This window comes from Bradyrhizobium sp. USDA 4461 (genome assembly GCF_054055655.1).
This window is the reverse complement of record NZ_JBSRXM010000001.1, coordinates 6,500,586-6,513,021: the sequence shown is the minus strand read 5'-3', so window position 1 is coordinate 6,513,021 and position 12,436 is coordinate 6,500,586. Positions and strand designations below refer to the sequence as shown.

The 12,436-nt window shown below is 63.2% G+C and carries 11 protein-coding genes; 5 read left to right on the top strand and 6 right to left on the bottom strand.

Translation table 11 applies throughout. From position 1 onward, the window contains the following. Positions 1-9: 9 nt before the first annotated feature. On the bottom strand, positions 10-660 hold the full coding sequence (locus ACVINW_RS30625) for a ChrR family anti-sigma-E factor (protein WP_456754714.1): 651 nt from the start codon (positions 658-660) through the stop codon (positions 10-12). Next, positions 657-1,244: a sigma-70 family RNA polymerase sigma factor gene (locus tag ACVINW_RS30620; protein WP_456754713.1), complete on the bottom strand. Its 588-nt coding sequence runs from the start codon at positions 1,242-1,244 to the stop codon at positions 657-659. The genes ACVINW_RS30625 and ACVINW_RS30620 overlap by 4 nt, the downstream gene beginning before the upstream one ends. A 237-nt stretch (positions 1,245-1,481) precedes the next feature. On the opposite strand from ACVINW_RS30620, the gene ACVINW_RS30615 reads away from it, so the two are divergent. The 4 genes from ACVINW_RS30615 (at position 1,482) to ACVINW_RS30600 (ending at position 6,120) form a co-directional block, all read left to right on the top strand. Beyond that, a complete protein-coding gene (locus tag ACVINW_RS30615; RefSeq protein ID WP_456754712.1) occupies positions 1,482-2,834 on the top strand; it encodes an NAD(P)/FAD-dependent oxidoreductase in 1,353 nt (450 codons plus the stop codon). Then, complete coding sequence (locus tag ACVINW_RS30610) at positions 2,831-3,634, top strand: DUF1365 domain-containing protein (RefSeq protein ID WP_456754711.1); 804 nt, start codon at positions 2,831-2,833, stop codon at positions 3,632-3,634. The genes ACVINW_RS30615 and ACVINW_RS30610 overlap by 4 nt, the downstream gene beginning before the upstream one ends. Before the next feature lie 82 nt (positions 3,635-3,716). After that, complete coding sequence (locus ACVINW_RS30605; protein ID WP_456754710.1) at positions 3,717-4,862, top strand: class I SAM-dependent methyltransferase; 1,146 nt, start codon at positions 3,717-3,719, stop codon at positions 4,860-4,862. A gap of 223 nt (positions 4,863-5,085) precedes the next feature. Continuing rightward, entirely contained in the window at positions 5,086-6,120 is a 1,035-nt protein-coding gene (locus ACVINW_RS30600) for a cysteine synthase A (RefSeq protein WP_456754709.1), read from the top strand. Between the two features lie 81 nt (positions 6,121-6,201). On the opposite strand, the gene ACVINW_RS30595 is transcribed toward ACVINW_RS30600, so the two are convergent. The 4 genes from ACVINW_RS30595 to ACVINW_RS30580 are packed head-to-tail and all read right to left on the bottom strand — an operon-like array spanning position 6,202 to position 10,720. Beyond that, positions 6,202-6,942, bottom strand: coding sequence for an amino acid ABC transporter ATP-binding protein (locus tag ACVINW_RS30595; protein ID WP_249136587.1), 741 nt, complete (start codon positions 6,940-6,942; stop codon positions 6,202-6,204). Between the two features lie 11 nt (positions 6,943-6,953). After that, entirely contained in the window at positions 6,954-8,474 is a 1,521-nt protein-coding gene (locus ACVINW_RS30590; protein ID WP_456754708.1) for an amino acid ABC transporter permease, read from the bottom strand. Next, positions 8,471-9,676, bottom strand: coding sequence for an amino acid ABC transporter permease (locus ACVINW_RS30585; protein ID WP_456754707.1), 1,206 nt, complete (start codon positions 9,674-9,676; stop codon positions 8,471-8,473). Before ACVINW_RS30585 ends, ACVINW_RS30590 begins: the two co-directional genes overlap by 4 nt. 24 nt (positions 9,677-9,700) lie before the next feature. Further along, entirely contained in the window at positions 9,701-10,720 is a 1,020-nt protein-coding gene (locus ACVINW_RS30580; RefSeq protein ID WP_456754706.1) for an amino acid ABC transporter substrate-binding protein, read from the bottom strand. A gap of 331 nt (positions 10,721-11,051) precedes the next feature. Here ACVINW_RS30580 and metC point away from each other — a divergent pair, with 331 nt between their 5' ends. Then, a complete protein-coding gene (metC, locus tag ACVINW_RS30575; RefSeq protein ID WP_456754705.1) occupies positions 11,052-12,248 on the top strand; it encodes a cystathionine beta-lyase in 1,197 nt (398 codons plus the stop codon). Positions 12,249-12,436: the final 188 nt, after the last annotated feature.

Genomic DNA, 12,436 nt, shown 5'->3' with positions numbered 1-12,436 from the left:
GGGCGCTCGTCACATGCGGATCAGCGGTTGCAGCAAGCGGCCGATCACTCCGTTGAGCTTCAAATCGCCCTGCATTGCGACCAGGCAAATACAGTCTTCCGTCGAGTCGATCCAGATATCGTGATCCACCGTACCGTCGCCAAAGTCGAAATCTCCCGGCCCGAACTGGCCACCGGCGTGAACGAAGCTTCCGGACAGCACGCAGGTCATCTCAAAGCCGGTGTGTGTATGTTCGATCATCTTCGTGCCGGGGCTGGATTTCAGCAGAAAGGCGCGCGTCGCGCTCGGCTCGGGCAGCCGGATCGGCCGCAAATGCACCTTTGGCGCAATCCATCGCCACGAACTGTCGGGATAGCTGCCCAGAAAGTCCGGCAAGCCCGGCACATCGCGGAATGCCCGCCCCGGGCGTCGCACAGGAACGGACGCCGCCGACGCCTCGTCCAATCTGCGCTCCAACGCCTCAAACGATCCATCCGACATCGCGGCCGGCCGCAGTTGGTCCAGCACCGCACCGCCAACATGCTCCATTGCCCGTACCGCTCCGCGGCACTTGGCGCAGCCGATCAAATGGGTGGCAATCGCAATATGCTGACCCAGGTCGATCGTGCCGGCCGCAAACGCCGCCAACAACTCGTCCGGGGGGTGATGATGGACGGTCATGCGAAGTCATCCAGCAAGCTGCGCAGCCGGGCCATCGCCAGCCGCAAGCGCGATTTGACGGTGCCGAGCGGGATATCGAGCGCCTTTGCGATATCCGCATGGGCTGTTTCGTGAAAGAAGGATAGCTCGATCACCCGCATCTGGTCGTCCGGCAACACCGACAGTGCATCGCGGACTCGCGCCTCTATTTGATACGCCGCCACTCCCGCGTCAGGCAACGGGCCCTCGTCGCGCTGAAACTCAAGGTCCGTCTCCGACGTATCACTGTTCGGAGTTCGCTTCTGACGACGGAGCGCGTCAATGCGCAGGTTTCGCGCGATCGTGAATATCCAGGCGGCGGCACCACCGCTCTTGGGGTCGAACAGAGTGGCCTTCGACCACACCAGGAGCAGGGCCTCTTGCGCCAGTTCGTCGGCAAGCTGCTCGCTCGCCCCCGAGCGCTTCATGAACGCCTTTACGCGCGGCGCAAAATGCCGAAACAGCGCAGCGAAGGCCTCGCGATCCCTGCGAACAGCAACGGCTTCGATCAGCCGCGCCCATCGGGCGGCATCCGACGTCTCGTTGTCGGGAGTTTCACTCAGCATGCCGCGCGGACACTCCCTGTCGTTTAGCGCTCTGCGACCGCAATACCGGATCGCGCCCGGCCTGACCAGACCGGCAATCCCGGAGATATGTCGTATGGCGGCTTGCATACAACAGGAACGCTCTCTGGCTGAGGTTGGATCACTACCGGTGATCCAACGGTCATGATCCGTCGTTCTTACCCATGTCGTCGTCCGCACGACGCGCCGGCGCATTAGTGGATCGAAAAGGAATAGTCGTTGAGGAACGACGGCAAACTAAACGTCGCCGTAGTCGGAACCGGCATTTCCGGCCTCTCGGCCGCCTGGCTGCTCAGCCAACGGCACGATGTGACCGTCTACGAGAAATCCAATCGGATCGGCGGGCATTCCAACACCGTGACTGCGTCCCTCGGCGGCCAGCGCGTCGCCGTGGATACCGGCTTCATCGTGTTCAACCGGAAGACCTACCCTAACCTTGCCGCGCTGTTCCGATATCTCGACGTCTCCACGCAAGCATCGGAGATGTCGCTGTCGGTTTCTCTTGACCAGGGCGATCTGGAATATTCCGGGACCGGCCTTTCCGGCCTGCTGGCTCAGCCCGGCAATCTGCTGCGACGGCGCTTTTGGTCGATGCTGCGCGACCTGGTCCGGTTCTACGATCGCGCGACACGCGATGCGGCGCTGCTGCGTGACGAGACCATCAGCCTCGGCGAATATCTTGCGAAAGGCGGCTACAGTTCAGCGTTCCGCGACGACCATCTGCTGCCGATGGCAAGCGCCATCTGGTCGGCGCCTCCAGATGAAATTCTTGCCTTTCCCGCAGCGACGTTCATCCGCTTCCACCACAATCACGGCCTGCTTCAGCTAACCCAGCGGCCGGCATGGGAAACCGTGACCGGCGGCAGCCGCATCTATGTGCAGCGGCTGGTCCAGCCGTTCGCAGACCGGATCAAGCTCGACTGCGGCGTGGTCAGGATACGACGCTCGGCGCGCGGTGTGACCGTGACCGACGTTCACGGCGAAACGCGACCATACGATCATGTCGTCCTGGCAACGCACGCGAATGAAGCGCTGTCGGTGATTGATGAGCCGACTTCGGATCAATCCAGATTGCTCGGTGCCTTCCGCTACTGCCGCAACCTCGCCGTCCTCCATTCCGATACAACGTTCATGCCGCAACGGCGCCTGGCCTGGTCGAGCTGGAACTATGTCGGATCGCGCGGCCGACGTGCCACGCCGGCCGGAGTCACCTATTGGATGAACCGGCTGCAGGGCATCCCGCGGCATATGCCGCTGTTCGTCACGCTCAATCCCGCCCGTCCCCCGCGGGCGGACACGCTGCATCAGACGGAGGTCTACGAGCACCCGATCTTCGATGCGGCCGCAATCGCCGCGCAGCGCCGGCTTTGGTCGCTGCAAGGCGACGGAAACATGTGGTTCTGCGGCGCGCATTTCGGCGCGGGCTTCCACGAGGACGGGTTGCAATCGGGGCTTGCGGTCGCCGAGCAACTTGGCAAGGTACGCAGGCCGTGGAACGTGCCGAACGAATCCGGACGCATTGTGCTCGCCGCTAATACTAGATCCTTGCCCGAACGGGAGCTGCAGCCATGACACTCCGCTCCTGCCTCTATCGCGGTAGCGTGATGCATCGGCGTCTGCGTCCGACATCTCATCGGTTCCGCTACCGCGCGTTTTGGCTGCTGCTCGATCTCGACGAGATGCCCGCGCTGATCTCGCGGTTGCGGCTATTCTCGCACAACCACTTTAACCTATTCGCGCTGTACGACACCGATCACGGCGACGGCCGCGCAACGCCGCTCCGCGCTCAGATCGAGCGACAGCTCGAGCAAGCCGATATCGATCTGGCAGGCGGACAAATCCAATTGTTCTGCATGCCGCGGACACTCGGCTACAGCTTCAATCCCCTCAGCCTTTATTTCTGTTACCGAGACTCCGGCCAACTCGCGGCGATCGTCTATCAAGTCCACAACACATTCGGCGAACGTCACGCCTATGTAGCGGCGATCGATGCCGACGACGCGAGCATTCGGCACGACTGCAACAAGGACTTCCATGTGTCGCCGTTCATGGCCATGAACCAGAGCTATCATTTCCGCTTGCACTTGCCCGGCGAGCGCTTCGCGCTCGGTATCAGCGCGAGCGAAGACGGCGAAACCATACTGAGCGCCTGCCTTGGCGGGTCGCGCCAGCCACTGAGCGACTGGACGCTGTTGCGCAGCTTCCTTGGAATTCCGCTGGTGACGACCAAGGTCATCCTCGCGATCCATTGGGAGGCGGCACGGCTTTGGCTGAAGGGCATGCGCATTTGCGAACGACCTAGACCATCCGCGAACGGCATGACGCGCGTGGCCAAATCATTTAAGCAACGGACGAATTTGCATGCGCATTGACCATGAGCAGACCGCCCCCGGCTGGATGCCCGTCGAATGGCCGCCGGTGCTCCGCGCGACGATCGGGGTGCTGCTACGGCGATTGCTCCGCCGGATCGATTGCGGCGAAATACTCGTACAATTGCCCGGCGGGCGCGGCGTCACAATCTCCGGCTTGCGCGGCGGAGAACCGGTGCATATCAGGATTCACAGCTGGAAGTGCCTGCTGCGGCTGCTTGTCGGCGGCGACCTGGGCTTTGCTGAAGGCTACCTTGCCGGCGAATGGTCGACGCCCAACATCCACGCATTTCTCAGCGCGGCCGCCCCACGATCGGCCCACGCAACCTCGTTCGAAAGGCTGAGGCCTCCGCAACCCTTTATTTGGCTTCGCCATGCCCTGCTGAATCGCAATACCAGGCGCGGCAGCCGGCGCAACATTCGGGCTCATTACGATCTCGGCAACGATTTCTACCGGCTCTGGCTCGACCCGACCATGACCTATTCGTCCGGGATCTACATCTCGGCCGACCCAACCCTCGCGCAAGCCCAACAGACCAAGCTTGATCGGGTCACCGATCTGCTAGAACTCAAGGGCGGCGAGAAGATCCTCGAGATCGGTTGCGGCTGGGGCGCGCTGGCGCGGCACCTGATCGAACGACACGACTGTCACGTCACCGGACTGACGCTGTCGACCGCACAGCTCGGCTACGCGCGCGAGCAGCTGGCCGTAAAAGGGCTTTCGGAGAAATCAGACCTGCGGCTCGAGGACTATCGGGACACTGATGGCAGCTACGACCGGGTCGTCTCGATCGAGATGCTGGAAGCGGTTGGCGAAGCCTATTGGCCGCTGTTCTTCGACGAACTGCGGCAACGGCTCGATGTCGGCGGCGTCGCGGTGCTGCAAGTGATCACGATCGACGAACGTCGCTTTGAAAGCTATCGCAGGCGGCCGGAATTCATCCAGCGCTACATTTTTCCCGGCGGAATGCTGCCGACCGTCGAGATCGTCAAGCAACTGGTGAGCAATTCCGGATTGCGGCTGGTTTCGACCAAGTTCTTCGCCGATAGCTATGCACGGACACTGGCAGATTGGCACGACCGCTTCCTCGTCGCCTGGCCGTCGATTGAAGCACTCGGCTTCGATATCAGGTTCAAGCGGATGTGGGAGTACTACTTGGCATATTGCAGGCTGGGCTTTGAAATTGGCGCCCTTAATGTGGGGCTGTACAAGGTCGAGCGATCATCCTGAATTGGGTCCGCGCACAGAATCTGACGCAGCATGGTCAATTGCAGCAAGATTTGGCCGGATCGCAGGCCATTCGCAAAACGAGCGTCCTGCCAAGGGTTTTGATCAACGCCAGCGGCTGACCGTCGTACGAAATTCGCCGCACTGCAAAAGCCTTCCCCTTTTGCCGTCGGCACACTAGTTTCCGGCCAGGGCACCACACGGACCGGCAAAAGATTACCCCCGCATGGCATTCAACAAAGACGTCATTGAAGCGATCGGCAACACCCCGCTCATCAAGCTGAAACACGCATCCGAACTGACCGGCTGCACCATTCTCGGCAAGGCCGAATTCATGAATCCGGGCCAATCCGTCAAGGACCGCGCCGGCAAATGGATGATCCTGAAGGCTGAGGAGCGTGGCGTCCTGAAGCCGGGCGGCCTCGTGGTCGAATCGACCGCCGGCAATACCGGCATCGGGCTTGCGGTCGTCGCCAGCGCGCTGGGCTATCGCACCCTGATCGTGATCCCGGAGACCCAGAGCCAGGAGAAGAAGGACTTCCTGCGGCTGTGCGGCGCCGAGTTGGTCGAGGCACCGGCGCTGCCGTTCTCCAATCCCAACAACTACCAGCATCTCGGCAAGCGCCTCGCCGATCAGCTGCGCAAGACCGAACCGAACGGCGTGCTGTTTGCCGACCAATGGAACAACCTCGACAATCCCAAGGCGCATTATGAGTCGACCGGACCGGAAATCTGGCAGCAGACCAACGGCAAGATCGACGGCTTCATCTGCTCGGTCGGCACCGGCGGCACGCTGGCCGGCATCAGCCGCTACCTGAAGGAGAAGAACAAGGACATCGTCACGGCCTGTGCCGACCCGCACGGCTTTGCAATGTATGAACTGTTCAAGCACGGCGAACCCAAGATGACGCCGGGCAATTCGATCACCGAAGGCATCGGGCTCGGCCGCGTCACCCCGGTGGTAGAGACCGCCAAGGTCGACACCGCATTCCTGATCTCCGACACGGACGCCGTGACGGTGATCTATGAATTGCTCGAGCACGAGGGCCTCTGCCTCGGCGGCTCGACCGGCGTCAACATCGCCGGCGCGATCCAGCTCGCCAAGCAACTCGGGCCCGGCAAGACCATCGTCACGATCCTGGCCGATTCCGGCAGCCGCTATCTGTCCAAGCTGTTCAATCCGGAGTTCATGCGCTCGAAGAACCTGCCGGTGCCGGAGTGGCTCGAGAAGCGCACCAAGATCGAGCTGCCGTTCGTTTGAAAGGCGAGTAGCGAGTGGTGAGTGGCGAATAGCGGGAATCCCTACTCGCCATTCGCTACTCCCTACTCGCGCTTTGTGCTCTCACCGCAAAATCTGGCTCAAGAACAGCTTCGACCGCGCATGCTGCGGGTTGGCGAAGAATTCCTGCGGCGTGTTCGACTCGATGATCTGGCCGGCGTCCATGAACACGACGCGATTGGCGACCTCGCGGGCAAAACCCATCTCGTGGGTCACGACCAGCATGGTCATGCCTTCCCTGGCGAGGTCGACCATGGTGTCGAGCACCTCTTTCACCATTTCCGGGTCGAGCGCCGAGGTCGGCTCGTCGAACAGCATCACCTTCGGGTTCATGGTCAGTGCGCGGGCGATCGCGACGCGCTGCTGCTGGCCGCCTGACATCTGACCGGGAAACTTGTTCGCCTGATGCGGGATCTTGACCCGCTCGAGGAACTTCATCGCGGCCGCCTCGGCATCCTTCTTCGGGATATTGCGCACCCAGATCGGCGCCAGCGTGCAATTGTCGAGCACGGTGAGATGCGGAAACAGGTTGAAGCTCTGGAACACCATGCCGACCTCGCGCCGCACCTCGTCGACCCGGCGCAAATTCGGGCCGAGCTCGATGCCGTCGACCGTGATCTCGCCTTCCTGGAATTCCTCCAGCGCATTGATGCAGCGGATCAGGGTCGACTTGCCCGAGCCTGAGGGGCCGCAGATCACGATGCGCTCGCCCTTGCCAACCTCAAGGTTGATGTCACGCAGCACGTGGAAGTCGCCGTACCATTTGTTGAGCGTGGAGATGTTGACGATCGGAGTTGTGGACATGGTGACCTTGTTCAATGGCGGCGGTGGGCGTTGAGCCGGTGTTCGACGAACAGCGAGTAGCGCGACATTCCAAAGCAGAACACGAAATAGATCATTCCGGCAAAGGCAAATCCGGTGAACGCCGTGGTCGGCGTCGACCAGGCCGGGTCCGAGAACGATGCCCGCAGGGAACCCAATAGGTCGAACAGCGCTACGATCGACACCAGCGAGGTATCCTTGAACAGCGAGATGAAGCTGTTGACGATGCCGGGGATGACGTAGCGCAGCGCCTGCGGGAGCACGATCAGCGACGTGGTCTTCCACCAGGACAGGCCGAGCGCCGATGCCGCCTCCGCCTGCCCGCGCGCCACCGCAGCCAATCCGCCCCTGATCACTTCGGCCATATAGGCGCCGGTGAAGATGGCGACGCCGATCAGCGCACGCAACAGGCCGTCGACCGCGAAATTCCCCGGCACGAACAGCGGCAGCATGTAGGTCGCGAAGAACAGCACCGTGATCAACGGCACGCCACGCCAGAATTCGATGAAGGCGATCGAGAAGATCCGGATCAGCGGGATGCTCGAGCGACGGCCGAGCGCGAGCGCAATCCCGATCGGCATCGAGGCGACGATCCCGGTGATCGCGATCACCAGCGTCACCAGCAGGCCGCCCCACAGCCGGGTGTCGACGATCGGAAAGCCGCCGCGATCGAGCCCCATCAGCTTGATGCCAACCGCGATTCCGGCAAACGTCAGCACGCTGCCGATCAGGACCTTGCCGCCCGTCCGCACGCCGCCGCCGAGCACGAACAGCGCGGCGGTGACGATCGCGGCGGTGACCACGAAATCGCTCCAGACCGGCAGCGACGAGGCCTGCAACAGATCGCGCAACCAGGTCAGCGGGTAGATCAGCCAATGGATGATTGCGCCGGCCAGCACGAGCAGCTTGCCCAGCACCCACAGCAGCGGGGCGAGCGCCGAACCTTTGCTGAGATTGACCAGCAGATCGCCGGCGCCGCCGATGCTCTGCTCGAACAGCTGCAACAAACCGGCGGTCCAGCTCACGCCGAAACCTGCAATGCCGCCACCATGCAGCAGGAAGAATGCCACCACGGGAAGCGCGAAGAAGAACAGGCCGGAATTCAGGCCCTTGGCCGGCAGGCGCGGCATCAGCAGCGGCAGCAACAGGGCGGCGCCGAGACCATAGGTCAGATTGACCCGCCAGCGCTGGGCTTCCGGATAGAAGCCGTAGATCAGTTGCGTCAGCTTGGCCTGGATATAGGGCCAGCAGGCGCCGACTTCGTGCCCCGCCTTTTCGGCCAGGCAGGCGGTGCGATCCGTGCCGGTCCAGACCGCGTCGACCAGCAGGAACTTGACCGCGGGGATGATCAGGTACCAGGCCAGCAACAGCCCGAGGATCGTCAGCAGGATGTTGCCCGGCGAATTCAGCAGCCGCGTGCGCAGGAAGCCGATCAAGCCGGTGGTCTTCGCCGGTGCCGCACGCTCGGCGACCAGATCCTGCCGGACAAAGGACACGGCGGAGATGTCCGTCATGCCACCATGCTCCGGTTGATCCGCCAGCCGTAGATGCTCATCAGCGCGCTCGTCGTCAGCGAGAGCAGCAGGTAGACGCCCATCGTCATGGCGATGATCTCGATCGCCTGCCCGGTCTGGCTCACCGCGGTGCCGGCGAACACCGAGACCAGATCCGGATAGCCGATCGCGACCGCCAGCGACGAATTCTTGGTGAGATTGAGGTACTGGCTGGTCAGCGGCGGCACGATGACGCGCATCGCCTGCGGCACCACGATCAGCCGCAGCGTCGCGGAGCGGCTCAGCCCGAGCGAGGAGCCCGCCTCCATCTGCCCCTTGTGCACCGACAGGACGCCGGCGCGGACGATCTCGGCAATGAAGGCCCCGGTGTAGGTCGACAACGCCACCGTCAGCGCGACGAATTCGGGGATGATCCGCGCGCCGCCGGCGAAGTTGAAGCCCTTCAGCTGCGGCAGCTCGAACGTCAACGGCCAGCCGAAGACCAGCATCGAAACCAGCGGCAGCCCGACCAGGCACCCCAGCACATAGGGCCAGATCCGGATCATCTGCCCGCGCTGGAACAGGACCCGCCGCGCGGTACGCCGCAAACCCAGCGCCACGACGATGCCGACCGCGAACGCGGCCAGGAACGGATCGAGCCCCGGCTCGCTGATCGGCTGCGGCACGATCAGCCCGCGATTGTTGAGGAAGACCGCGCTGAAGATCGAGATGCTCTGCCGTGGCGCCGGCAGCGCTGCGAGCACGGCGAGATACCAGAACAGGATTTGGAACAGCAGCGGCAAGTTCCTGACGATCTCGACATAGATGCCGCCGATCCTCGACAGCAGCCCATTCGGCGACAACCGGCACAGCGCCACGATGAAGCCGATCACGGTGGCGAAGACTATGCCGATCACCGAGACCAGGATCGTGTTCAACAGACCGACGAAGAACACCCGCCAGTAGGTGTCGGAGTTGTTGTACGCGATCAGGCTCTGATTGACGTCAAAGCCCGCATTGTAGTTGAGGAAGCCGAAGCCCGATGCAATGTGCTGGGTCTCCAGATTGGAGCGCGCATTGGCGACGACCTCATAGGCGATCCAGGCCAGGATCGCGGCGAAGGCAATCTGGGCCGCCACTCCGTTCCAGCCGCTCTTGCCGCCAAGCGCACGCTTGAGCCTGAGGGCCAATTGCAGCGGTGGTTTGCGGGGCGCGATGCTCATCGCCGCAGCCGTCGGCCGGATCGATCAGCGGATCGGCGGCGCGTACTGGATACCGCCCTTGTTCCAGAGATTGTTGACGCCACGGGCGATGCCGAGCGGCGAGCCGGTGCCGACGTTGCGCTCGAAGGCCTCGCCGTAATTGCCGACCGCCTTCACGATCCGCACCACCCAATCCTTGGTGAGGCCGAGCTGTTCGCCCAGATTGCCGTCGGTGCCGAGCACCCGTTTCATCTCCGGCTTGTCGGATTTGAGCATCGTGTCGACGTTCTTCTGGGTGATGCCGAGCTCCTCGGCATTGATCATCGCAAACAGCGTCCACTTCACGATGTCGAACCACTGGTCGTCGCCGTGGCGCACCATCGGCCCCAGCGGCTCCTTGGAAATGATTTCCGGCAGCACGATGTGATCGGCGGGGTTCGCGAGCTTGAGACGGCTGGCATAGAGTCCCGAAGCGTCATCGGTGAAGACGTCGCAGCGTCCGGATTCATAGGCCTTGACGGCCTCGTCGATGCTGCCGAACGCGATCACCTCGTACTTCATGTTGTTGCCCTTGAAGAAGTCGGCGAGGTTCTGCTCCGTCGTGGTACCGGTCTGCACGCACACCGACGCGCTGTTCAATTCCATTGCCGAATTGACCTTGAGCGACTTCTTCACCATGAAGCCCTGCCCGTCATAGTAGGTCACGCCGGCAAAATTGGCGCCGAGCGAGGTGTCGCGCGACACCGTCCAGGTGGTGTTGCGCGACAGCACGTCGATCTCGCCGGACTGCAGCGCGGTGAAGCGATCCTTGGCCGACAGCGGCACGAACTTGACCTTGGTAGGGTCGTCGAGCACCACGGCGGCAATGGCGCGGCAAACGTCGACGTCGATCCCGGTCCAGTTCCCCTTGTCGTCGGGCGCGGAGAAGCCCGGCAGGCCCTGGCTGACGCCGCAGGACAACTGGCCCCGATCCTTGACCGTCTTGAGGGTTTGCGCCGAGGCCGCCTGGCCCGACAGGGCGGCAGCGGCAACGGCAAGAAAAACAGCCAGGGATGCGCATTTCATGGGCAGGGCCTTTCAGGGTCGTCCGTTGGACGTTTGCTTTGTGATCGCCTCGCGCGTTTCACGGGCCATCCCAATGATCCAATGCAGCAAAAGATGCTGGTCCGACCGGCAGTTTGGCGGGCAAACCGATCGGGCAACGGATCGTAGGTCGCGGCAGGCCCCTCAACGTGCGGCGACTGGTAGTTGCGCCGCATCACATAGCGACTGACGAGCCGGGTCAAGGGGTTGACGCATGTCTTCTGCGTCCTGTTAGTAACACCTCCCGGCGCAGCCCCGTCGTCCGACGCGGTGCGGCCGCGGCAAAAAGTCTAAAGTCGAACGGCAGCGATCCATGACCTCCTCAGACGGCTCCACGCCCGCCCACCCGCAGCACATCGCAACCCGCCTGGTCACGGCCGGCCGCGATACCAAGGCCCAGAAGGGCTTCGTCAATCCGCCGGTGTTTCACGGCTCGACCGTGCTCTATCCCACCGCGGAAGACCTCCACGCCCATCGCGCCGAATTCACCTATGGCCGCCACGGCACCCCGACTACCCGGGCGCTGCAGGACGTGCTGATGGCGCTGGAAGGCCCGCAATGCGCCGGGGTCGGGCTCGCACCGTCAGGCGCGGCCGCCATCAGCACCACGCTGCTCGCCGTGCTGAAGGCCGGCGACCATCTGCTGGTCTGCGACAATGCCTACCGGCCGACGCGAAACGTCTGCAACGGCATGCTGGGCAAGCTCGGGATCGAGACCACGTATTTCGACCCGCTGATCGGCGCCGGCATCGAGACCCTGTTCAAGCCGAACACCCGCGCCGTGCTGCTCGAGGCGCCGGGATCGCAATCCTTCGAGATGCCCGACCTTCCGGCCATCGCGGCGGTGGCCCATGCCCGCGGCGCGCTGGTCATCGACGACAACACCTGGGCGACGCCGCTTTATCACCGCTCGCTTGAGCAGGGCGTCGACATCAGCATGCAGGCCGCGACCAAATATATCGGCGGCCATTCCGACATCATGTTCGGCACCATCTCGGCCAACGCGAAGGCCTGGCCGCTGATTGCCGAGGGTATCCGCCTGCTCGGCGTCTGCGCCGGCCCCGACGACGTCTATCTCGCGCTGCGCGGTGTCCGCACGCTATCAGTGCGGCTTGCGCAACATCATCGCTCCGGCCTCGAGATGGCACGCTGGCTGGCCGCCCGGCCCGAGGTCGCGCGCGTGCTGCACCCTGCCCTGGAAACCGATCCCGGCCACGCGATCTGGAAGCGCGACTTCACCGGCGCCTCCGGTCTGTTCAGCATTGTGTTGAAGCCCGTTCCGCAAACCGCAGTCGATACCATGCTCAACGCGCTCAGGCTGTTCGGCATGGGCTTTTCCTGGGGCGGCTTCGAGAGCCTCGCGATCCCGTTCGACTGCAGCGATTATCGCACCGCGACCAAATGGTCGCCGGGCGGACCGACGCTGCGGCTGCATATCGGGCTCGAGAATGTCGACGACCTCAAGGCCGATCTCGATCGCGGCTTTGCGGCGTTGAAGGCCGCACTCTGATCCTCGGCGCCGGCTGCCGGGTTAGGCGGGATTAACCACAACGGACATGCCGCGACGGCGCGTTGCGACCAAGGCCGCACGCGCTGGAGCGCGCACGATCTCCGGGATTCTGCGGAGATGCGGCCGGCGCCGATAACTCGCCGTTCACCATCCCCACCAATCCCTTAATTGTCCGGACCTTCCATCAA

Coding starts and splice junctions, on each gene's coding strand:
- ACVINW_RS30625 (WP_456754714.1), bottom strand. CDS start 660: ATGACCGTCCATCATCACCCCCCGGACGAGTTGTTGGCGGCGTTTGCG.
- ACVINW_RS30620 (WP_456754713.1), bottom strand. CDS start 1,244: ATGCTGAGTGAAACTCCCGACAACGAGACGTCGGATGCCGCCCGATGG.
- ACVINW_RS30610 (WP_456754711.1), top strand. CDS start 2,831: ATGACACTCCGCTCCTGCCTCTATCGCGGTAGCGTGATGCATCGGCGT.
- metC (WP_456754705.1), top strand. CDS start 11,052: ATGACCTCCTCAGACGGCTCCACGCCCGCCCACCCGCAGCACATCGCA.
- ACVINW_RS30600 (WP_456754709.1), top strand. CDS start 5,086: ATGGCATTCAACAAAGACGTCATTGAAGCGATCGGCAACACCCCGCTC.
- ACVINW_RS30595 (WP_249136587.1), bottom strand. CDS start 6,942: ATGTCCACAACTCCGATCGTCAACATCTCCACGCTCAACAAATGGTAC.
- ACVINW_RS30585 (WP_456754707.1), bottom strand. CDS start 9,676: ATGAGCATCGCGCCCCGCAAACCACCGCTGCAATTGGCCCTCAGGCTC.
- ACVINW_RS30580 (WP_456754706.1), bottom strand. CDS start 10,720: ATGAAATGCGCATCCCTGGCTGTTTTTCTTGCCGTTGCCGCTGCCGCC.
- ACVINW_RS30590 (WP_456754708.1), bottom strand. CDS start 8,474: ATGACGGACATCTCCGCCGTGTCCTTTGTCCGGCAGGATCTGGTCGCC.